We start from the raw sequence: 19,078 nt of genomic DNA, 5'->3' as shown, positions 1-19,078 counted from the left end.
ACTCCGAGTCTGCGTGTCCAGCGTTTCGCAGACTGTCGGTCTGCTTTTTTTCTTCGGTGCAGGTCAGGAGGGTGAAGAGGCCGGGACCTGAGCGCCGGGGATGGTGGCGTGGGCGGCCTGGCCGATCTGCCAGTTCGCCTCGTGTGTGGCTTTGGCCGCCGTGCTGAGGCGGTGGGCGAGGGTGTGTTGTCCGAGCTCGCGGGCGCGGGCGGCGAGGGCTTCGAGGTAGATCGCCTGGTCGTGGGTCTCGGAGTGGGCCGTGACCAGGCCGGGCTGGAAGCCGAGCTGCTGGTCGATGTTCTTGGCGCCGGCCGTGTGCGCGGGCAGGTTCTCCCGGCGCTGGCGGTGCGTCTCGTCGGCGAGGGTCTGGGTGATCTCCTCGTGGGTGTCGTAGGCCCATCCCTTGCGGGCGAGGCCGAAGAGGACCTGCTTCCAGAACGGCGGCTTGTTCACGGTGTCTCCCGGGGTCGGTTGTGCTGAGTGGGGGTGATGACGTTCTGGACGACCGAGTTGTTCTTGCCGCTGATGTGCACACCGGAGGTGGATCCGCCGGCCGCGCGGGCGGCGCGGGTGGCAGCGTCGACGGCGTCGCGTACGGCGGCGGACTCCTTGACGGTGAGCGGGCGGCCGGGGCCGATGCTCTTGCCGCTCTGTCCGTTGACCTGCTGTTTGTCGCCGACCACCTGGACCACACCGGTGATCTGGCCTCCCTGGACGTTCTGCACGCCGGTGTTCACCACGCGGCGGGCGCCGCCCGCGGCTGCGGACTGAGCGATCGAGGCGGTGACCTTCGCCGCTCTCCTGGCGGCCGCAGTGCCGCCACCGGTCACCTGGACGGGGCCGGTGACCTTCTCGCCGGGGCCGACGGTGACGCCGTGGTTCTCGACGCGGACGCGTGCGCCGGCGCCTTTGCCCTCCCGGACCTTGGCGGCCTTCTTCTCGGCGGCCGCCGTCGCCGCAGCCGCGGGGCCCTTGCACTCGGTGCACGGGATGGAGATGCCGGATCCGGTGATCCGGCCGGTGTCCTCGCAGACCAGGCACTTAGGGCCCTTCTTCGGGGCCTCCATTCCGTACGCCTTGCGGTAGGCGGATACGGGCGGGGTCTTCGGCGTGACCGTCTTCTTCGCCGTGGCGCGGCTGGGCTTCTTGACCGGCTCGACGCCTCCGGCCTGCCATGCCCAGGCGGCGCGAATTCCGGCGGCCACCGGGCGCATCGCCTGCTTGACCGCGTTCTTCTTGGCCTTGCGGACTTTTCTGCGGACTTTCGCCTTGGCCCGGTTCTTCGCGTGTTTCGCGACGTACTTCGCTGCGCCGGTGATCTCCTTCTTGTAGTCGATGGGCGGCGGGGGTTCCTCGCCGAATCCGGCATTGACCAGCCACAGCGCGTCGACCTCGGGCTGTCCGGCCTGGATCCGGCAGTACGCCTCCCAGTGGGTGAGCGGGACGCGGGGCTCGGCCCAGATGTGGCCTGCCCCGCACTGGGCCTGCAGCATCGGGTCGACGCCGGTCTGGTAGCCGAGGCGCAGACCCGTGTCGGCACCGCAGATCGGGCAGGCCAGGACGGTCGGGATCCAGGTGGTGCGGAGCTTGGCCTCGGGGTCCTCGACGAGGTAGCGGAAGCGGCGGTCGAAGGCCAGGAACAGTGATCCGTTGTCCGGTGCGAGGGGCTGCCACGGCTCGATCGGCATTTCGGACTCCTTTGGATCTTCCGGGCGGAACACGGGGCGGAACGGTGGGGGAACGTGCAGGTCAGGAGGGCGGAACAGGGGCGGAACAGGGGGTCCGGGGGCGGAACCTTGTTCCGGGTCTGAGCCGGTGTTCCGGCCCGGTTCCGGGGGTGTTCCGCCCCGCTGACCTGCGTGTTCCTGGCGCGTTCCGGGGCCGGATCAGCCCTCTGCGGCCTCGTCCTCGGTCTCGCCGAGGATCTTCTTCAGGTCGCGCAGTGCGTAGCCGCGCACGGTGCCCTTGGTGCCTCGCACCCGGATCTTGTCCTTGGGCCAGGACTGGCCGTGCGGCTCCAGGACGGCCTTGAAGACTTCGGCCAGGAGCTCGTCCTCGGTGAGGGTGGTGTCGTCCTCTCCGTCCTCGCCGGGGACGACCAGACGGTCGTGGCTCCAGGTGTCGGGGTCGGCCTTGGCGAGCGCCTCGAACAGCATCGGGGCGGTCATGCCGGTGACTTCGGCGTTGCGGTAGAGCTCCCGGATCTGCTTCATGAGGACCAGGCCGGGGGCGGCGGGCTCCTCCTCCTGGTCCTCGTCGTCCAGGGCAAAGATGTCGTCGCGGACCAGATCGCCGACGTTGCGGATCGCGACGAAGCGGGCGCTGGCGTCGTCGAGTTCGGGACGGCCGGCCGTCACGCGCTCCTCGGCACGGCGCAGGGCCTCGTCGTCGTTGGTGATGCAGGCCCGGTAGGGGATGGGCTCGCAGTAGTCGCCGCCCGCCAGGACGTAGCAGACGGAGGCGTCGTTGATGGCGTTGCCCATGGCGGGCAGCAGCCGGTCCGGACGCCAGCCCTGGGCCATGGCGCCGCCCCCGGCGATGAGCTTGATGTCGTCGGTGTCGCAGGCGCACATGACCTGCACGGGCAGCTCGGAGAGCCAGGCATTCTTGCCCACACGGTCGCTCGTGACCGCCTGGGTGGCGACGACGAGGGTGACGTCCGACTTCGCGGAGGTGAGCGCGAGTTGCTGCACGAGCGCGTCGAGGCGCAGCGGCTTCTCTTCCGTCTCGTCTTCCGGCTCGGGGATGTATTCCTGCTTGGAGGCGGTGACCAGGGCCGGGAATTCGTCGATGACGACGGTGATGCCGGGACGCTCGCGGCTCGATTCCCAGTTCAGGCCCATCCCGAAGCGGTCGAACAGTGCCGGGCGGCGCATTCCGACGGCCAGCGCCCATTCCAGAACGCGGCGGGCGTCGGCCGTGGTGCAGGCGACGGCGTCCATCGCCCTGCGGTACGGGCCGAATCCCGATCCGTAGGAGCCGAGGTCAATTCCGATGATGATGCGGTCGTCAGTGCTGGTAAGCGCGTCGAGAATGGCGCGCAGGACGGTCGACTTACCCGAACGGGACTTTCCGACGACGCACGCGTTCGTGCGCTTGAGCGGCAGGGCGAGGGAGCGTCCGCCCATGTCGGCGCCGATCTGCGCCTTGTGCATGTTGTTGGTCGTCACCGAGTTGGGCTTGCGGTAGGGCAGCTCGGGGACGGCCCGCCACGGGTTCTCGCCGGGGATGCGCAGCGTGCACTCGTTGCGGGCGGCGGCGGACTGTTGCAACAGGATGGAGTTGGTGCGCACGCCGGGCAGGCACGACTCCAACAGAGCGAGGCTGGAGTTGAGCTTCTCCGGGGTCTCGCGGTTGAGGACGACCTCGACCTCGAAGCCCCACGGGTGCGGCTTGACCCGCAGCGCGTAGACCTTGACGCCGCAGTCCTCGGTGAGGGCCTGCTGGAGCATGTTCTCGAACGCGCGCGGGGTCATGCCCAGCTCGAAGCGCTCGGGCACGCCCGACTCGGCCCGCTCCAGGGCCTCCAGCTCCTCCGGGGCGAGGTCCGGCGTCTTGCCAACACGGGCGAAGACGACGGCGTTGATGAGTAGACCGGCAGTCAGGCCCGGCACGCCTTCCATGATGATCCCGGTGACGTCGACACCGGCCAGCGGCAGGTAGGCGGCGGCGGCCCGCTGGGTGAACTTCTTCTTCGCGGTTGCTGCGGCGGCGGTCGCCTGGACCAGGGCCATGCTGGCGTCCTGCTGTGCCTTCTCCGACGCCTTCTTCTTCTCATCCCGGTGCATCACGGCGAAGCGCGCTGCGCGTGCTGCCTTCGCGGCCTCGTCTGCCGTCATTTCCGCGCGGGCCTTGGCCGCATCCGCGGTCATGCCCTCCATTCCGCGCACCCAGCGGTTGACCCGCTTCGGGCCTCGCAGCGTGGCGGGCACCATGCCCAGCGGCGTGACCTGCCTCGACACCCAACGGCGGGCCTTGCGGCGGGCGACGCGCTGCAGGTAGACCCGGCGGGCCTTACGGCCGTCCTTCGTCTTGAGCAGCGGGTTGATCCAGGGCTTGTCGCCCTCGGGGTCGTCTCCGAGCACCCAGGTCGCGGCCGGGAGGACCTTGCCCTCCAGGACCTCCGACTCGGTGGGCTTCGTGAGGTCGAGCGTGGTGCTCGCGCTCTCGCCACCCAAAGCGGGGGCGGACTCGTCGGGGTCGGGGCCGGCGCCCGGGTGCGGCTGTTCGAGGACGGCGGTCGCACCCGGCAGGTACGTCACGGTGGCCAGTTCGCCCTCGCCGTGGTTCGCGGTGGTCGGCTGTTCGGTCATGCTGTCCGTACTCCTTCGGGAGGAGCGGGGACCGGCGGCGACTGTGGAAGGGAGGCGCCGGTCCCCGCGCTTTCGGGGGGTGCAATCAGGAAGTTGCGGGGGAGCGCTCCACCGTCCAGGTCCACTCCTCACCGGCGGCCGCGGCGCGGGCGGCGGCGTCGGCGAGGGCACGGGCGAGGGCGGCGACGGCGGGCTTGGTGCCCCGGGCGCGGGCGACCTTGAGGAGCTGCCCGGCGAGCTGGTCGGCTTCGGCGGCCGGGAAGGTCCGGTCGGCCGGCGCCTCCAGGAGCGCGAGGAGCGGGGCGATCGTCTTGCGGTCGAAGTAGGAGACCGAGTTCTCCGCGTACGGGGCCAGTCCGGTGAGTGCCTTGATCGGGTGCCGGTCCTGGCCGAAGAAGTCGGCGCCGTGCGAGGTGACCACGTGCGGCTCGGCGTCGTGGATGGCGGGCTTTCGGCTCATGGCTCAGGCCCCCACCACTTCGTCGGCGTCGCTGTCGATCAGCCGGAGCTTGCGCTCGGCGACGACCCGGTCCCGCAGCCACATCCCGTCCTCGCGCCGGACCTTCATCCGCTTCGCGAGAGCCGTCGCCGAGATCTGCTTGCCCTCGGCGACGAGGTCGACGGCGACCTTGTGGGCCTGGGGGAGCAGGGCCTCCAGCTCCTGTTCCGTACGACCCTTCCGGCCGGTGTTCCCGCTGCCGTTCTCGCTTCCATTTCCGCTGGCGTTTTCGTCAGCGTTGCCGCTGTCGCCGGAAGATCGCTCAGAGGCGTACGACCCAATTCCCGCTTGGCCTCCAGGCCCCTCAGCGGCACCACTGCGGGCCCCAATCGAGACGAGCGGACCAAGTACCGGAGAGGCGTCCGCCAGCCCCTTGGAGAGGGGGTTGTGGAGTCCGGCAAGAAGGCCCGCACGGATCAGGTCGGGGCGGGACTCCTCGGCGACCCGGAACGCTGCGCCGACCTTGAGGCGGGCGGCGGTGGCGGCCGCGTACAGCGTCGGCGTCAGGCCCGGCTCGGTGCCGTACTCGATCTCCCACGCCGCCGCGAACGCGTCGGCCTCGGTGAGCGTCCCGTACGGTGCGGCCGACCACAGCCGGTCCGCCTTCTTCGCGACCTTGCGGTGGTGGCGGCGGCGCCTCCGGTCGTGGCGCCGGCGCTTCTTCGCCTCGCGGCGCTGTTCGCGGGTGGGGCCCTCGGAGCCATGGGTCTTCAGGTCCCAGATGAAGAAGGCGAACAGCGACGAGCCGCCGAACACGCACGCCACCCACAGCGGGGCCATCTCTGACCAGTGCCAGAAGTTGATTCCTGCGGCGACCGCCGAGGTCAGCCATCCAGCGAGCCGGTACTTCCAGGTCTCCTGGCCCTTGGCCTCCGCCTCCTTGCCGAGGAAGACGATCGCCCAGGCGCCGCCCTCCAGCATCGAGGCGAGCAGAACGGCCAGGGCGCCCATCACGCCGTTGCCCGCGAGGGCGCCGACCTGGGAGAGCACGGCGGGCACTACGGCCGCGACCATCACGTACGCGACGAACACGGTCGCCGGGTTCGCGTTGAGCCAGCTCAGCACCTTCGCGCGCTTCGCCGCGCGGGCCGCCGTGCGACGCTCCTTCTCTGCCTGGCGCTGCCGCTTGTCCTGCAGCTGCTGGCGGCGCTTCAGCTCGGCGTCCCGGCGGGCCTTCTCGGCGGCGGCCTCCTCATCGAGCCTCTTCTGTTCAGCGGCCAGGCGCTCGTCCTCGCGCTTCTGCTCGGCGGCGAGCCGGTCAGCCTCACGCTGCTCGGCGGCGGCGATGCGCTGCGCTTCGAGCTGCGCCTCGATCCTCAGCTTCTTGTCCTGGCGGTCCTGCTCGCGCTCGGCGGCGCGGTCCTCGCGCATGTCCTGGCGGTAACTCACTTCGCCCCCTTGGAGTTCGCGATCGCGGCGATGAGGTGGTAGCCGACGAACACGGCGACGAAGCGGGTCGCCGTGGTGATGACGTTGTGGCTCTCGTGCCAGCCCCCGATCGCGGCCCACGTGCCGCAGATGGCGGCGAACAGGTCGCGCAGGGTCATCCAGCCGCGCAGGGTCAGGCGGCTCGGGCGGCGGGTCTTGACCGTGGTCTTGGAGATCGTGGTGGCCATCAGGCAGCCGCTCCCATCCGGGTGCCGGCCGACTGCCGGGCGCCCGCGCCCGCGCCCGCGCTCGCGGCCGGGGCCGTGGTCGCGTAGGTCGCGTGGGTGGTCAGCAGGGTGTCGACGGCGATGACGGCGACGGCGACCAGGAGGAGGCCGATGCGGGAGAGGGGGGACAGCTCGATCCCGACCAGCCACCCGCCACCGGCCAGCGCCGCGACCATGCGCAGGCGACCGAGGAGCAGGGGCAGCAGGGAGAGCACGAAGGCGAAGCGGGCGTCGACGGTAATCACGCGGCCACCGCCTTCGGGAAGGTGACCCGGGCCCGGCGGTTGGACAGGGCCGCGACGTTCTTGGTGAGGCTGCGGTAGTACCGGACGTTCTCCTCGTCGAGCTCCGAGCCGACCGGGTCGGTGAGGTCCTCGACGAACTCCGCGAAGTCCTTCAGGTCCTGCGGCCCCGGGACGAAGACCTTCGGGGCCGGCGCCTGCACGGCCTGGTCGAAGCCCATCGCGACCTCGGCGAACTCGGCGGCGGTAACGATCCTCTGACCAGCAACGATGGTGTTCATGTGGGTCGTGTTCCTCTCGTTGGGACGGCCCCAGCGGCTCTCTCGGTGGTCCTGGCAGATCTCCCGAGAGGGCCGTTTTCATCGGGCCCATAGCGGTTCAGACATGGCTGTGCCGTGACGCTTCGTGAGAGTTCCTCACTTAGCGCTGCCTGCCGCAATGACATTCCCAGGATTGCGGAAGCCTGTCAATCACTCCTGCCCCAATAATCCTGGGAGTGTGCCCCTCTGTGAATCAATCCCGGGACTATGGTTCACTGGGTCCCGTCGACAACGGAGGAGATCACCGGACATGCCACCGAAGTGGAAGGCGCTCGCGGACGAGATCGCTGCGCAAATTCGCAGCGGCGAGTACTCACCCGGCGACCGCCTGCCCAAGATTGAGGAGCTGGCGGCAGCGGGCAAGGGCTCTAAAACCACAGTTCACGCCGCCTACAAGGCTCTTGAGGCAGACGGTCTTGTCATCTCTTCTCGTGGCCATGGAACCGTCGTCCGGGAGCGTGGGACGCTCGCGACGGCTGCCGAGCGGGAGGAACGCAGCAAGCTCACTGGGTCGTCTTGGCGCGCGGGCGAACGGTCCGACTCCCACATGGCCGGACTTGTCGCGGCCCCGCAGGACGTAGCAGAGGCCCTTCAGATCACCCCTGGCGAGTCAGTGCTCCGCCGCTCTCGTACGTACCGCGAGGAGGACACTGGCGCCGTCATCTCCCACTCCACCTCCTGGATCCCCGCAGCCCTCTCCGACGAGCTGCCCGAGCTCCTCATGGGCAAGCGCCTCAGCGGGGGCACCTCCATCGACCTAATCACTCGCCATACAGGACGCCCCGTCACCCAGCGGTTCAGTTCCATGTGGGCTCGGCTCACAACCCCGGCCGATGCCAGGCTCCTTGAGATCCCCGAGGACACCCAAGCTGCCGTCATCGTCATGACCGTCCGAGTCATCGACAGCAGCGGCATGACCATCGAGTTCGGCGTCGACGTGGGAGGCCCCGGTCGCCGCTGGACGAAGGAGGAGTCAGCCCGGTGATTCCCATGCTCCTCGACGACACCCTGGTCCATGTCGCCGAAGACCATCTCGACAGCCTTCTCGCTGCTCAACGTCTCGGCTCACTACCTCCAAGCGGAAAGACGGAGATCACTCGGATCATGCGAACGCTCGCGGGCCGGGGTCCCATAACCCAGCTCATCCTCATGGCCGGCCTACCCGGCTCCGGCAAAACCCAACTCGCCCGACACCTTGAAGCCCACGGCTTCCTTCGAGTCAGCCCGGACGAACAGGTCTGGCGCACTCATGGCCACTACGGGCGCGACTTCCCCAGAGGCCAGTACAGGATCCGGGAGCGCCCCATCCTTGAGCAGCTCGAAGCCGAGGTCCGTGACGCCCTGGCCTCTGGCCGCGACGTCGTCATGGACCACGGCTTCTGGACGGCAAACGAACGCAAGGAATGGCGCCGAATCGGCGAGGAAGCGGGAGCCGCTGTCACCCTGGTCTACCTGCCCGCCACCCATGACGAACTGTGGGAGCGGATCAGGGAGCGCAACCAGCAGACCTACGACGACCCCAACGCCATGTACTTCAGCGAGGACGACCTGCGGCGTCACGGTTCTCGCTTCGAAAGCCCCGGCGAAGACGAACCCCACCTCACCTACACCGGCGACCTCGACCCCCTCATACGAGTCGTGCTCAGCCCAGGGACTCCATAGCTCCACAACCGCAAGATCCCATTTCAGGACTCATCTGGCAGACCGGACTTTACGAGCTGCCCGATATGGCGATCAAGCGGCAGGATTGGCCCCGTAAACGCGAAAGGCGCCCCGGCCAGGGCGCCTAAGCGGTACTGCAAGGCCGGGTTACCAGCCCGGCGAAGTTCGAGCGATGGGACCGCTCTCTCATGAGAGTACGAGACTTTTCCCGCCCAGCGCCACATGCGCTGAGCCACAATACGGATGGATTCCGGACTCTTCGGGCCCAACTGCTCGCGTCCGCGTTGCACTACGCGGGACGCGGCATGTACGTCCACCCGCTACTCGTCGGCGACAAGGCACCCCTCTGGTCAAGCTGGGAGACCCGCGCGACGCGCGACCCCGAGCTGATCGAGCGGACCTGGTCGCGTGCGCCCTTCAACATCGGCGTCGCCTGCGGTCCCTCCGGATTGATCGCGGTCGACCTCGACATCCCTCACGAAGACGACTCGCCCCCGCCCGCCGAGTTCGCCGAGGCCGGGGTCGTCGACGGCAGCACCATGTTCGCCGCGCTCGTCGAGCGCATCCCCGGTGCCGAGATCGCAGCGACCATGACCGTGCGGACCCCGAGCGGGGGGCGCCACCTCATCTACCGAGCCCCGGCCGATCTCCAAGTCCGCAACACCGCTCGGACCATCGGCTGGCAGATCGACACTCGCGCTGCCGGTGGCTATGTGGTGGGGATCGGCTCCGTTGTCGGCGGCAAGTCGTATGTCCTGGAGAACGGCATCGCCGAGCCTGCGGTACTGCCGGACTGGCTGCTGACCCTGATCACCACATCGCCAGAGCCACCCAAAGCGGGGGAGCGTGTGGGTCGGGCTGAGATCGAGGCCCGACTGCAGGCCCTGAGCAGCGGCGGCACCCGCGAGGAGCGGTGGGCGATCGGCATCCTGCGCTCCGAGTGCAGTGAGCTTGCGTCGATGACCCCGAACTCTGGGCGCAACGACCGGCTCAACAAGGCGGCGTACCGCGCGGGGCAGCTCGTCGCCGCCGGCCTCCTGGACCAGGCCGTCGCTGAGGAGGAACTGACCGCGGCCGCGACGGCGGCCGGGCTCGGCACCGAGTACGCGCACGAGATCGACAAGACCCGAGACTCGGGTATGCGCGCGGGTCTGAAGCGCCCGCGCTACATGCCGACCGCCCACCGTGGCGGTGCCGCATGAGAGGACAGGACGTTAACCCCTCCGAGTACGTACACATCCCCTCGGCACTGATGAAGGCCCCGGCGACGTTGGCGCGTCCCGGGGCCAGGCACCCGAGGAGTACGACTCGAATGCGTTCTGGTTCTACCTGCTCAACCGCGATTACGTCGCGCGTTACTGCCAGCTTTTCCGCTGGCGGGAATACCAGCCGGATCGGTGGTGTCGCATGAGTGTCCCGGCAGCACGCGACAACGCGCCCGACGATGACATGTGGGCTGGCTCCGCTGTCTCGACAACGACCGAGCGCCCCCGCCGGCCTCGACGCCCACGGCCCTCGAAGTCGATCCAGCACCGTGGTCAGTTGCGGATGGCTGAGCGGTTCATCGAGGAGCACGGCGACAAGCTCCGGTTCGTCCACGGCCTGGGCTGGCACGAGTGGGACGGCGCCCGCTGGCTCCTCGACGAGCAGCGCGTCGACATGGCGTACGCCGTGCAGACGGTGAAGTCAGCGCTGCAGGCCCTGGAGGACATGAGCGGTGACGAGCGCGACGACCTGTACAAGGACGTCCGCAGATCCGAGTCCGCCTCCGGCCTGGAGGGACTGCTGAAGATTGCTTCGTCCTTGAAGCCGATCACCACGGCCTCCAAGGCCCTGGACGCGGACCCGTTCAAGTTCAACACCCCGGAGGGCACGGTCCACCTCACTGAGGGCACCGTCGACCCGTGTGCGCGCGAGGACCTGATCACCAAGGTCGCGGGTGCCGCGATGCCAGAGGAGGAGGACGGTGAGGTCGCTGGCGCCCAGGAGTGGGAACAGTTCCTCGAACGCATCCTCCCGGACGCTGAGGTACGGGCCTTCGTCCAGCGCCTGTTCGGGTACGCGATGCTCGGGAAGGTCACCGAGCACGTCATGCCGATCTTCACCGGCACCGGCGCAAACGGTAAGGGCACGCTGCGCGACGCCCTGATGGCGGCCTTCGGGGACTACGCGATCGAGGTGGACCCGGCGATCCTCATGGAGTCGAAGCACGAACGGCACGGCGCCTTCAAGATGCGGCTGCGGGGCGCCCGGCTGACGTTCTGCTCCGAGACGGAGAAGGGCAAGCGGTTCGCCGAGGCCACCATGAAACGTCTGGTCGGTGGTGACCCGATCGAGGCGAACCTCATGCACAAGAACCCGATCACCTTCGACCCGTCGCACACCCTCATCATGCTGACGAACCACCTGCCGCTCGTCTCCGGCGACGATCCGGCCGTGTGGCGGCGCATCCTGGTGGTCCCGTTCGACGTGGTGATCCCGGAGGAGGAGCGCGACGGCGGACTGCCCGACCGGCTGAAGAAGGCCGCTCCCGCAGTCCTGGAGTGGGCATACGAGGGCTGGCACGAGTACATGGAGAAGGGGCTCGCGCCACCGGAGATCGTCCGCATCAAGACCCAGGAGTACCAGGCGTCCAGCGACGTCCTCGGCAGGTTCGTCGACGAGCGCACCATCGCGTCACCGCACGCAGTCGTATCCGCGCGCGAGCTGTTCAACGCATGGACCAGCTGGTGCCACGCGAGCGGCGAGCAAGCCTGCAGTGAGGTCGAGTTCGCCAAATCGATGACGGCCCGGGGGTGGGAGAAGAAGCGCACCGGCGCGGGCTACGTCTACCGCGGGCTGATGCTCGCGGGCGACGACTCCGACGACGGCGAGTAGAGCACCAGAACCGCCCTGCACTCCAGCACCAGAACCGCCCTGCACGGGACCCCGTGCAGGGCGGTTTCGTGTAGCACCTAAAAACGCGCTGACCTGCGAAAATGTAGGGTTGTGAGGGGTTTCCCGATAATCCCCCATGGGTGCGTGCATGGAGAGTTTCGGAAAACCCCTCACAACCCTGCACACTAGTTGCGCTTGGCAACCAAAATCGGGGTCTCAGGGTGAGTCGGGTACGCGCCGTCGGCCCCGCCCCGTCGCCCGCCTTTGGGTGGCTCTCTTCAGCGAATGCCACGGATGGGCCGCAGGGGGTCGCTGAGGCTCTGTGCGGGGATGTGAGGGGCCCAGAGCGCGCTGAGCCGCCCTCACGGGGTCAGAGGGCGGCTCACGGTGTCTGAGGGGCCATGGCGCCCCTGCGGTGAGGATCAGAGAGGCAGGGCTTCGAGTGCGGCATCCCAGGGATATGCGTCGAGGTCTCCGTGGCGTGGTCGGTGTGGAACGAACCCAGGCTCACCGAGAAGTACCTTCACCCCGGCGTTGCGCAATTCCTGGACGCTGCGCCCGACCGCAGGGTGGCGGCCCTGAGCGTCGTTCCAGTGGGGGAGAGCGACGAGCGGCGTGCCCATCCCGATGGCCTCGGTGATCAGTCCGAGAGCGAGGGTGTCTGAGATCCCGGCCGCCCACTTCGTCGCGGTGTTACTGGTCAGGGGAGCAACCAGCATTGCGTCGGGGCTGGGGAGAGCATCGGGTTGGCTGGGGAGCTTGTACTGCCAGCGGACAGGATGCCCAGTCAGCTCCTCCAGGTCCTCGACGCCGCGCTCGGTGTCCTCACGCGCCCACCGGTACGCGGACGGAGTGAGGACTGCGCATACGTCCCAACCAGCCTTCTGGGCAGAGGCGATGGGGATGTGGAGGCGACGAGCGGGCGGGGCGGCGCAGGCGATTACGTAAAGGGTCTTGGTCACCCGGGCAGTCCACAGCGATCAGCAAGCGCCCGCAAGCGTCCTTCGGCGCTACCGGTGCCGAGGAGACGCAGGTCCTCGACCAGGTCTCGGGTGCGAGGGCGGCACTGAACCTCTTCCGGCGCCAGGCGCTCGGCCTCCAGGAGAGTGTCGACGGCGTCCGTCGTGAGCCCGGCCTGCTTCTCCCCGATGGCCTTGTCGGCGAGCAGATGAGCCCGCCGCTCGGGCGGGAGGGTGGACAGGGCCGGCGCCGGGATGCCAGCAGCGACCGCGACGGCATCGGCCCCCTCGCTGAGCTGCACGTGCGCGCCTACCCGGTACAGGGCCACGTTGGTCGGGCCGAACGACGTCCACAGTCGGTTCTGATCGCCGCCGAGGTGCCCGGCGAGATCTGCGGCCTCGTCGAGGTGATCGGGCACCCGGCGAGCAAGCGCAGCACTGTTGCGGTCGTCCGCCTCGGCGGCCGCGGCCTGGGCCATCGCCGCCTTGAGGTAGAGCATTCCGAGCACGCTCAGCCCGTCCGGGCCGCGCTGACGGAGCTCGACCTGGAGGTGGTCGGCGGCGGCGGTGACGAACGCGACGGCGTCGGCGGCCTGGCCGTGGTTGGTCATCGCGTCCGCCAGATGCCGGGCGGCGGACGCTTTGATGACGGGATCCTCCGACCGCTCGGCGGCCGCGACGGCCCGGTGGCCGGCCAGCACGGCGGTCTCGGTGTCACCCCACTTGATCAGCGCGGCCTCGGTCAGCTCCAACGAGAGAGACAACAGCCGGAACGCCTGGAGTCGCTCGTCGCCGCTGTGATGGCGCGCGGCCTGTGAGGCGTCGATGAGCAAGTCAGGAATGGAGGCGCCGAGTTGCGCGAAATGCCCAGCCTGGAAGCCGCTACGGGCGTGCACGAGCATCCGGTCCAACAGCGCGATCGGCACGGGCTCATCATCGGCGCCGCCGCAGGCCCCCGTGATCACGTCGTGCCGGTGCAACGCGCTGCGTACCGCGTCGAGTTCGCTCTGCCCCGCACAGGCCACGGCCTGGTCGTCGAGGAGCCGTTCCAGGGTGATGCCCAGCTTGGAGGCGGCGAGCAGCATCACCGAAAACTGGGGATCGCGCTGCACGCGCCCGGCCTCAACCTCTTCGACCCACCGAACCGACTTGCCCATCAGCGACGCGAAGTGAGCCCGGGTCATCTTCCGGCGCCCACGCCAGTACGAGATCCGCCTGCCGAACTGGAAGCTGTTCATGGTCATCTCCGACCGGAGCCACAACCCACAGGATTCCTGTGGTCTGCCTTCGGTCTACCGCATCTAGCTTGCGGCTATGGCCAAGTCCAAGAAGCCCGTCACCCCAACGTGGGGTGGCCTGCTTGACCCCGGTACCCCGACCTTCAACGACCTGCGCAATGCAGGCCCGGGATCCACCCGGCTCGTGCAGTGCGGCGGCGGCCGGGAGGCGGTCGTCATCGCTCCGCTGCAGCGTGGCCTCGCCGCCCTCGATGAACTCGGGCTACCGGTCGAGGACGGGTACTCAGTGCTCGCCGACTACATCCGCCAGGAGCTGATCGTCCTGACCGAGGGCGGCACCGCGCCCGACTGGGATCAGACCCAGGGCGTACGGATCCTCTCCGACGCCTGGCTGCTGGTCCCGCAGCCTGGCGCTGATGGCTCACTTGCCGCGGCCTGGCTCAGCCGGCCGGAAACGGCGGCAGGCACCCACTACATCTGGGTTAAGGCCGACGGCCAGCCCAGCCTGGGCAACGTCCCGGTGACGATCTGTCCCGCCGACCTGCGCGACGCGCTCACCGCCGTCGACGCGCCGATCGTGCCCACCTGAACCCCGCCGCCCGGTGCCTCCCCCCTGTAGGCCCGGGAGACGGATCGTGGCCCCCGGCGCCTCCACAGTCGCCGCCGGGGGCCACGGTGACACCGCGTAATATCTAGCTAGATATTACGTATCTACGCAGGTCAAAGCCGGTGTCTGGGCGGGTATCGAAGATGAAAATGCCCGCTTTCCTGCTGGCGGGAAAGCGGGCGGGAATGCCGGTGATGCTGTCACCAGGGTGGTTCAGGCGGCCCGGTCCGAGGATGAGCCAGCGCGGTGTAGCAGGGACTGCACACCGGCAGAGGCCCCCGTGACTCCTCGGCAGTCTCGACCCGGATCAACAGACCGGGCTCCGCAGCCGCGGCGCACCCGGTGGCCCCCGGTGCGTGATGAAAGATCGCGCACAGGCAGCGACAGCCGCCCGGCCGATGCTGCTGCCATTCGAGCAGCACCGGCAACGACACCGTGAGGACCGGCGGGTTGGTCACGCGGCGCCCGGCCCCTCGGCGGGGACCTTGCCCGGGTCCTCGATCTTCAGCCGCCGGAAGTACGCGGTCAGTGCCTCTTCGACGATGGTCTGCGGGTTCTTCCCGGTGTCCTCGACGGCCTTGGTCAGCATCCGATCAAGCTCCGGGAGGATCCGTGTGCTGAGCGGCTTGCGATCGGGGCCCTTCGGCCGGCCCCGGCGAAGCGTCGGGGTGCGGGTAGGGGCAGCCTTGCGCTTAGGAGCCCGTGGCTCCTCGTGCTCTTTCTCGTCGGCTTTGACGCCAACGTTTCCGCTGGCGGGATTGCTGGCGTTGCCGCTGTCACCATTCCAGCTTGCGGGGTTGTCCCAGTCCGGCTCTTTCGAGCCGGACATGTCGGCAGGGTCCTTCTCCTGGGTCTGACGGATCTCCTTGTCGGACTCCGCGGCCTGGTCCAGGAACGACGGCATCAGAGCTTCTCCTTCAGGTCCGGCAGGGTGTGGTCGAGGACTTCGCGGTATGCGCCCACCAGGTACTTGGCCTCGCGCCCGGGGGCTTTGGTGATGGGCATGGACCCGGTCCTGCAGACTTCGCGCACGGCGTAGTCGTTCAACCTGGTCGACAGCAGGAGGCCGCTGTAGCGCTCCTCCAGGCGCTTCTCCCAGAGCTGGTGCACGCCCGTGTACTTCTTGCCGGTTGGCACGATGCTGCGCACGATTCCGCAGACCTGCAGACCCTCGTTCACACCGCCCGGATTGGTGACGTGCTCGATGGTGCTCAGGGCTTCACGGACACCGAGGTACCCGTCCTTCTTGAGGGTCGCGGGCAGCACGACCTTCTGAGAGGCGATGAGGGCAGAGCCGACGAGCTTCCCGCCCGGCCGGGGAGGGACGTCGATGAAGAACACGTCCACCATCTCGCGCAGGCCCCACAGAGCCCGCTTCAGCCGGTACTCCATGCCTGTCGTTCCGTCGTTTTCCCGGTTGGCGAGCTGGCGGACGCCAGGCAGGACCCAGGAGTTGGACGGCCAGTGCTTGCCCGCCCGGGTCAGCGTCTCGACGGCGATCTGCGCAGGGTCGCGCGGGGGCTTCTCGGGATCGACGAAGTAGATGTCGTTCACCGTCTTCTTGGGTGCGGTGACTCCCATCTCGTCGGTGAGCGTGGCACGCGGGTCCAGGTCGACGCCGGCGACCCGCAGGCCCATCTCGGCAGCGACAGCGATCAAGCCCGATGTCAGGCTCGTCTTTCCGACCCCACCCTTCTCGCTGACCTGCGAGACGATATCCGGTTCGGCCACTGGGTCCTCCTTCCTGTTCAGGTAAGCGAAGCCTGCCGATTCGGCTGGACTCTCGCAAGCCAACCCGCATGCAATGCGGCGAGTGATACCGCAAGCGGAAAAGGCAGCATTGCCGCTGGTAGTCTCCGCATAATATCTAGCTAGATAGTCCGCCTTCTCCCTAGTGAAACGGCCCAGGATCCTTCAGCGGATAGCGCGCTTGACGGCGCTGCGGACGACGTCGCCGGTCGTTACAATCTGCTCCTGCAGAGTGGCCTTCTCCAGGATCGCGTCGGCGCTCGGGCGGGGCGCGAAGGCGGCACAGAACAGGTCGAGCATGGTGACCGCGCCCCGGCGCTCCGCCTCGCGCATGATGACCACAGGTCCGTCCCCCCACAGATCCTGCCACTCGATGAGGGCCTTCACCGCGGGCTCCGACTCCCAGTAGCAGGCGCGCACGAGCTGTTCTCCCAGGTCGCTGGGGAGCTTCACGTACATCCGGTGGGTCAGGGTCGTCTTGTCGAATCGGCTCTTGCCGTAGTGGCGCGGCCCGGTCCCCACCGGCCTGCCCGGCGCGCGCATCTCGTCGGCGGGCACCGGCTCGTAGGTGCCGCTCATTTTCCGGCGCTTGAGCTCCTCGCGTACCGCCCTCGCGACGACAAGCTCCTTGGTGCCGGCCAGCTTGCCCTTCGCGCGCATCGCGGCGAACTCCGTGCGGATCAGCTTGCGGACCTCCCGGGCGGCCTTGCCCCGAAGGAACCGCAGCCCCATGTCCTCGCGCCGCTTCTCCAGCCACTTCTCCTCGGCGTCCAAGCCGGTCTTGACCACCTCGTTCAAGGCGATGAGGTCGGCTTCCTCCAGCGCGATCACGAAGGGAATGTGCGACATGGCGCGGAGTCTAGCTAGATATCCCGTCCGGCGAGACGCTTCTGGCGGCGTTCCCACGCACGCGCGGCATTCCTTCCCGCTGCCGAATTAGCTAGCATTCTCGCAAGCGAAAAACTGATCAAACAAGCTAGATTTCCCGTTCCTAAACGCGCAGGTCAACCCACGTTTTAGGGTTGTTGCAGGAGTCCATACGTGCCCTTATCTTCGAGCCAAGCAAGCCGCGCCAAGGAGGCCGCAGTGTCGTACGTTCCCGCGCTCCCCGACGTCACCCGCTACACCTGGTGGGGTGACGTCCCCGAGGGGCTGTTCACCAAGACCGATCTCGCCCGGCAAGGCTTCAAGCCCGGCTCCGCACCGGTCGGCCAGGTCCTCTACCACGGCAACTGCTACGCCCCGCTGTACGAGGCGGACAAGGCGGTGCCGAAGAGGACCTGCTCGCTCGCGCAACGCGCTGTCCTCGACCGCGCCCGCGCCCTGCAGCACGAGTGCCGGCGCTGCGGCGTACGCCGCGACTATCCGCTGGGACGCGGCCGGTGGTGCGAACCGTGCAGCTACGCCGTGGCGGCCTACACGATCCACGACCGCGCGCAGCAGCACGCCCGGCAGCTCCTCGCCGACGAGGACGCCGTGCTCCTGGTCGTCGCCGACGTACCCGAGGCCCCCGGCCCGATGGGCCCGGCGACTGTCGCCGTCGTCACCCTCCAGGACGGCCGCGTCCTCTACGCCGCAGAGGCCGGACAGCACGGCAGCTCTCAGCGCACCGCCGTCGTCGACCACCTCGATGCGGGGGGCGAGGAACATCGGAACGAAAACCGGCGCTAAGCCCTCGTCGTCCCTGGTCGGCGGCTGACGGGATGTCGGTCGCGTGACGGGTGTGAAGTTGTCCCACGGATAACGCCCTATTATCTGCGGGAGCTTGGTTCGTCACCTGCGGTGACGTTCTCCGGGCCGTACGTGAAGCGGCCCTGTTATCCGTGGCAAGGGGGAAGCGGTGCCCACCGTGGTGCAACTGCCGGCCGGGAAGGCGTTGACCGTCCGCGCGGCGGCGGACGCCTTCCTCGACTCGCTGCGCAATCCGAACACGGTCCGCAGCTACGGAGTCGGCGTCGGCAAGACCGCCCAGCGGATCGGGGAGGCCCGCCCGCTGGGGTCGGTCGCGGACGACGAGATCGGCGAGGCCCTGGAACTGCTGTGGGGCACTGCGGCGGTCAACACCTGGAACGCCCGCCGGGCGGCGGTGCTGTCCTGGCTGGGCTGGTGCGAGTCGTACGGCTACGACGGCCCGGCGGTCCCGGCTTGGACGAAGCGGCTGGCGGTGCCGGACTCCGAGACCCCGGCCCGATCGAAGATGGCCGTGGACCGACTCATCGCCCGCCGCGATGTCCACCTGCGGGAGAAGACGCTGTGGCGGATGCTCTACGAGACCGCCGCCCGCGCGGAGGAGATCCTCGGCGTGAACATCGAGGACCTGGACCTCGCCGCCCGCCGCTGCCCGGTGAAGGCCAAGGGCGCCCGCAGCAAGGCCCGCCGCCGCGGTCAGGCGCGCGAGGACTTCGTGTTGGAGACCGTCTACTGGGACGCCGGAACCGCCCGTCTCCTGCCCCGTCTGCTGCGCGGCCGTGTCCGGGGGCCGGTGTTCGTCACCCATCGTCGCCCAGGCCCGGGGAAGGTGGTCAGCCCGCGCGACGTGTGCCCGGAAACCGGTCTGGCCCGCCTCTCCTACGGCCAGGCCCGCGCCCTGCTCGACGAGCACACCGCCGTGCGTGGGCCGGGGACAGGCTGGGACATGCACGAGTACCGTCATTCCGCCCTGACCCACCTGGGCGAGCAGGGTGCCTCCCTGCTGATGCTGATGGCGAAGTCGAGGCACAAGAAGCCGGAGAACGTCCGCCGCTACTTCAAGCCGTCCCCCGAGGCGATCTCGGAGTTGACCAGTCTGCTCGCACCTGGCGACAGCCGTCGGTGAATGTGCGGTGCTGCCGAGACCGGTGCGTATCCACGTCCGCGTCTCCCCCGTCCGATGCGGGTCGTGGTGGGACTGGGGCACTTGCTATAATCCACGAGTCGGCCTTCGGCGACCCTGGTTGGGTGCGCGCGAAGGCTTTTTT

At 68.7% G+C, this 19,078-nt stretch carries 21 protein-coding genes; 7 read left to right on the top strand and 14 right to left on the bottom strand.

From position 1 onward, the window contains the following. Positions 1 to 63: 63 nt before the first annotated feature. The 8 genes from ACWGIS_RS33195 to ACWGIS_RS33160 form a co-directional block, all read right to left on the bottom strand. On the bottom strand, positions 64 to 453 hold the full coding sequence (locus ACWGIS_RS33195; protein ID WP_453366212.1) for a hypothetical protein: 390 nt from the start codon (positions 451 to 453) through the stop codon (positions 64 to 66). After that, on the bottom strand, positions 450 to 1,688 hold the full coding sequence (locus tag ACWGIS_RS33190; RefSeq protein ID WP_453366211.1) for a hypothetical protein: 1,239 nt from the start codon (positions 1,686 to 1,688) through the stop codon (positions 450 to 452). Before ACWGIS_RS33190 ends, ACWGIS_RS33195 begins: the two co-directional genes overlap by 4 nt. A 198-nt stretch (positions 1,689 to 1,886) precedes the next feature. Beyond that, on the bottom strand, positions 1,887 to 4,313 hold the full coding sequence (locus ACWGIS_RS33185) for a hypothetical protein (protein ID WP_453366210.1): 2,427 nt from the start codon (positions 4,311 to 4,313) through the stop codon (positions 1,887 to 1,889). Between the two features lie 85 nt (positions 4,314 to 4,398). Then, the gene (locus tag ACWGIS_RS33180) at positions 4,399 to 4,773 is read right to left on the bottom strand and encodes a DUF7739 domain-containing protein (RefSeq protein WP_453366209.1); all 375 of its coding nucleotides are present in this window, start codon (positions 4,771 to 4,773) and stop codon (positions 4,399 to 4,401) included. A 3-nt stretch (positions 4,774 to 4,776) separates the two neighbouring features. Further along, entirely contained in the window at positions 4,777 to 6,201 is a 1,425-nt protein-coding gene (locus tag ACWGIS_RS33175) for a DUF2637 domain-containing protein (RefSeq protein ID WP_453366208.1), read from the bottom strand. Then, positions 6,198 to 6,428 (bottom strand): hypothetical protein, encoded by a 231-nt coding sequence (locus ACWGIS_RS33170; RefSeq protein WP_453366207.1) that lies wholly within the window; start codon positions 6,426 to 6,428, stop codon positions 6,198 to 6,200. The genes ACWGIS_RS33175 and ACWGIS_RS33170 overlap by 4 nt, the downstream gene beginning before the upstream one ends. Beyond that, positions 6,428 to 6,712, bottom strand: a complete 285-nt coding sequence (locus ACWGIS_RS33165) for a hypothetical protein (protein ID WP_453366206.1) — start codon at positions 6,710 to 6,712, stop codon at positions 6,428 to 6,430. The genes ACWGIS_RS33170 and ACWGIS_RS33165 overlap by 1 nt, the downstream gene beginning before the upstream one ends. Then, the gene (locus ACWGIS_RS33160) at positions 6,709 to 6,990 is read right to left on the bottom strand and encodes a hypothetical protein (protein WP_453366205.1); all 282 of its coding nucleotides are present in this window, start codon (positions 6,988 to 6,990) and stop codon (positions 6,709 to 6,711) included. The genes ACWGIS_RS33165 and ACWGIS_RS33160 overlap by 4 nt, the downstream gene beginning before the upstream one ends. A gap of 289 nt (positions 6,991 to 7,279) precedes the next feature. Here ACWGIS_RS33160 and ACWGIS_RS33155 point away from each other — a divergent pair, with 289 nt between their 5' ends. The 4 genes from ACWGIS_RS33155 to ACWGIS_RS33140 all read left to right on the top strand — a co-directional run bounded on the left by ACWGIS_RS33155 (position 7,280) and on the right by ACWGIS_RS33140 (position 11,568). Next, positions 7,280 to 8,014 (top strand): GntR family transcriptional regulator, encoded by a 735-nt coding sequence (locus ACWGIS_RS33155; protein WP_453366204.1) that lies wholly within the window; start codon positions 7,280 to 7,282, stop codon positions 8,012 to 8,014. Between the two features lie 5 nt (positions 8,015 to 8,019). Beyond that, the gene (locus ACWGIS_RS33150) at positions 8,020 to 8,691 is read left to right on the top strand and encodes an AAA family ATPase (protein WP_453366237.1); all 672 of its coding nucleotides are present in this window, start codon (positions 8,020 to 8,022) and stop codon (positions 8,689 to 8,691) included. Positions 8,692 to 8,879: 188 nt separating this feature from the next. After that, a complete protein-coding gene (locus ACWGIS_RS33145; protein ID WP_453366203.1) occupies positions 8,880 to 9,893 on the top strand; it encodes a bifunctional DNA primase/polymerase in 1,014 nt (337 codons plus the stop codon). A gap of 346 nt (positions 9,894 to 10,239) precedes the next feature. Next, positions 10,240 to 11,568 carry a DNA primase family protein gene (locus tag ACWGIS_RS33140; protein WP_453366202.1) on the top strand — a complete coding sequence of 443 codons (1,329 nt, stop codon included), beginning with the start codon at positions 10,240 to 10,242 and terminating at the stop codon, positions 11,566 to 11,568. Positions 11,569 to 11,990: 422 nt separating this feature from the next. Here the strand turns inward: ACWGIS_RS33140 and ACWGIS_RS33135 are convergent, their stop codons facing one another. After that, on the bottom strand, positions 11,991 to 12,530 hold the full coding sequence (locus tag ACWGIS_RS33135; protein ID WP_453366201.1) for a flavoprotein: 540 nt from the start codon (positions 12,528 to 12,530) through the stop codon (positions 11,991 to 11,993). Then, a complete protein-coding gene (locus tag ACWGIS_RS33130) occupies positions 12,527 to 13,765 on the bottom strand; it encodes a helix-turn-helix domain-containing protein (protein WP_453366200.1) in 1,239 nt (412 codons plus the stop codon). Before ACWGIS_RS33130 ends, ACWGIS_RS33135 begins: the two co-directional genes overlap by 4 nt. 76 nt (positions 13,766 to 13,841) lie before the next feature. Here ACWGIS_RS33130 and ACWGIS_RS33125 point away from each other — a divergent pair, with 76 nt between their 5' ends. Further along, a complete protein-coding gene (locus tag ACWGIS_RS33125; protein ID WP_453366199.1) occupies positions 13,842 to 14,354 on the top strand; it encodes a hypothetical protein in 513 nt (170 codons plus the stop codon). A gap of 218 nt (positions 14,355 to 14,572) precedes the next feature. Here the strand turns inward: ACWGIS_RS33125 and ACWGIS_RS33120 are convergent, their stop codons facing one another. From ACWGIS_RS33120 to ACWGIS_RS33105, 4 genes are all read right to left on the bottom strand, one after another. Beyond that, the gene (locus tag ACWGIS_RS33120) at positions 14,573 to 14,794 is read right to left on the bottom strand and encodes a DUF6372 family protein (protein ID WP_453366236.1); all 222 of its coding nucleotides are present in this window, start codon (positions 14,792 to 14,794) and stop codon (positions 14,573 to 14,575) included. Between the two features lie 32 nt (positions 14,795 to 14,826). Further along, positions 14,827 to 15,276: a hypothetical protein gene (locus ACWGIS_RS33115; protein ID WP_453366198.1), complete on the bottom strand. Its 450-nt coding sequence runs from the start codon at positions 15,274 to 15,276 to the stop codon at positions 14,827 to 14,829. Further along, the gene (locus ACWGIS_RS33110) at positions 15,276 to 16,103 is read right to left on the bottom strand and encodes a ParA family protein (RefSeq protein ID WP_453366197.1); all 828 of its coding nucleotides are present in this window, start codon (positions 16,101 to 16,103) and stop codon (positions 15,276 to 15,278) included. The genes ACWGIS_RS33115 and ACWGIS_RS33110 overlap by 1 nt, the downstream gene beginning before the upstream one ends. Positions 16,104 to 16,286: 183 nt before the next feature. Further along, the gene (locus tag ACWGIS_RS33105) at positions 16,287 to 16,970 is read right to left on the bottom strand and encodes a hypothetical protein (protein WP_453366196.1); all 684 of its coding nucleotides are present in this window, start codon (positions 16,968 to 16,970) and stop codon (positions 16,287 to 16,289) included. 237 nt (positions 16,971 to 17,207) lie between these two features. On the opposite strand from ACWGIS_RS33105, the gene ACWGIS_RS33100 reads away from it, so the two are divergent. Both ACWGIS_RS33100 and ACWGIS_RS33095 read left to right on the top strand, forming a co-directional pair. Continuing rightward, positions 17,208 to 17,792, top strand: a complete 585-nt coding sequence (locus ACWGIS_RS33100) for a hypothetical protein (protein ID WP_453366195.1) — start codon at positions 17,208 to 17,210, stop codon at positions 17,790 to 17,792. 169 nt (positions 17,793 to 17,961) lie between these two features. Further along, positions 17,962 to 18,936, top strand: coding sequence for a tyrosine-type recombinase/integrase (locus ACWGIS_RS33095; protein WP_095710561.1), 975 nt, complete (start codon positions 17,962 to 17,964; stop codon positions 18,934 to 18,936). Positions 18,937 to 19,078: the final 142 nt, after the last annotated feature.

The sequence above is a fragment of the Streptomyces sp. NPDC054842 genome (genome assembly GCF_053611025.1).
This window is presented reverse-complemented; position numbering and strand designations above follow the sequence as displayed.

What these genes read in the sequence shown, in the direction of transcription:
- ACWGIS_RS33190 (WP_453366211.1), bottom strand. Translation starts at nt 1,688, where the DNA reads ATGCCGATCGAGCCGTGGCAGCCCCTCGCACCGGACAACGGATCACTG.
- ACWGIS_RS33185 (WP_453366210.1), bottom strand. Translation starts at nt 4,313, where the DNA reads ATGACCGAACAGCCGACCACCGCGAACCACGGCGAGGGCGAACTGGCC.
- ACWGIS_RS33180 (WP_453366209.1), bottom strand. Translation starts at nt 4,773, where the DNA reads ATGAGCCGAAAGCCCGCCATCCACGACGCCGAGCCGCACGTGGTCACC.
- ACWGIS_RS33170 (WP_453366207.1), bottom strand. Translation starts at nt 6,428, where the DNA reads ATGGCCACCACGATCTCCAAGACCACGGTCAAGACCCGCCGCCCGAGC.
- ACWGIS_RS33160 (WP_453366205.1), bottom strand. Translation starts at nt 6,990, where the DNA reads ATGAACACCATCGTTGCTGGTCAGAGGATCGTTACCGCCGCCGAGTTC.
- ACWGIS_RS33155 (WP_453366204.1), top strand. Translation starts at nt 7,280, where the DNA reads ATGCCACCGAAGTGGAAGGCGCTCGCGGACGAGATCGCTGCGCAAATT.
- ACWGIS_RS33150 (WP_453366237.1), top strand. Translation starts at nt 8,020, where the DNA reads ATGCTCCTCGACGACACCCTGGTCCATGTCGCCGAAGACCATCTCGAC.
- ACWGIS_RS33145 (WP_453366203.1), top strand. Translation starts at nt 8,880, where the DNA reads ATGAGAGTACGAGACTTTTCCCGCCCAGCGCCACATGCGCTGAGCCAC.
- ACWGIS_RS33140 (WP_453366202.1), top strand. Translation starts at nt 10,240, where the DNA reads ATGGCTGAGCGGTTCATCGAGGAGCACGGCGACAAGCTCCGGTTCGTC.
- ACWGIS_RS33130 (WP_453366200.1), bottom strand. Translation starts at nt 13,765, where the DNA reads ATGAACAGCTTCCAGTTCGGCAGGCGGATCTCGTACTGGCGTGGGCGC.
- ACWGIS_RS33125 (WP_453366199.1), top strand. Translation starts at nt 13,842, where the DNA reads ATGGCCAAGTCCAAGAAGCCCGTCACCCCAACGTGGGGTGGCCTGCTT.
- ACWGIS_RS33115 (WP_453366198.1), bottom strand. Translation starts at nt 15,276, where the DNA reads ATGCCGTCGTTCCTGGACCAGGCCGCGGAGTCCGACAAGGAGATCCGT.
- ACWGIS_RS33105 (WP_453366196.1), bottom strand. Translation starts at nt 16,970, where the DNA reads ATGTCGCACATTCCCTTCGTGATCGCGCTGGAGGAAGCCGACCTCATC.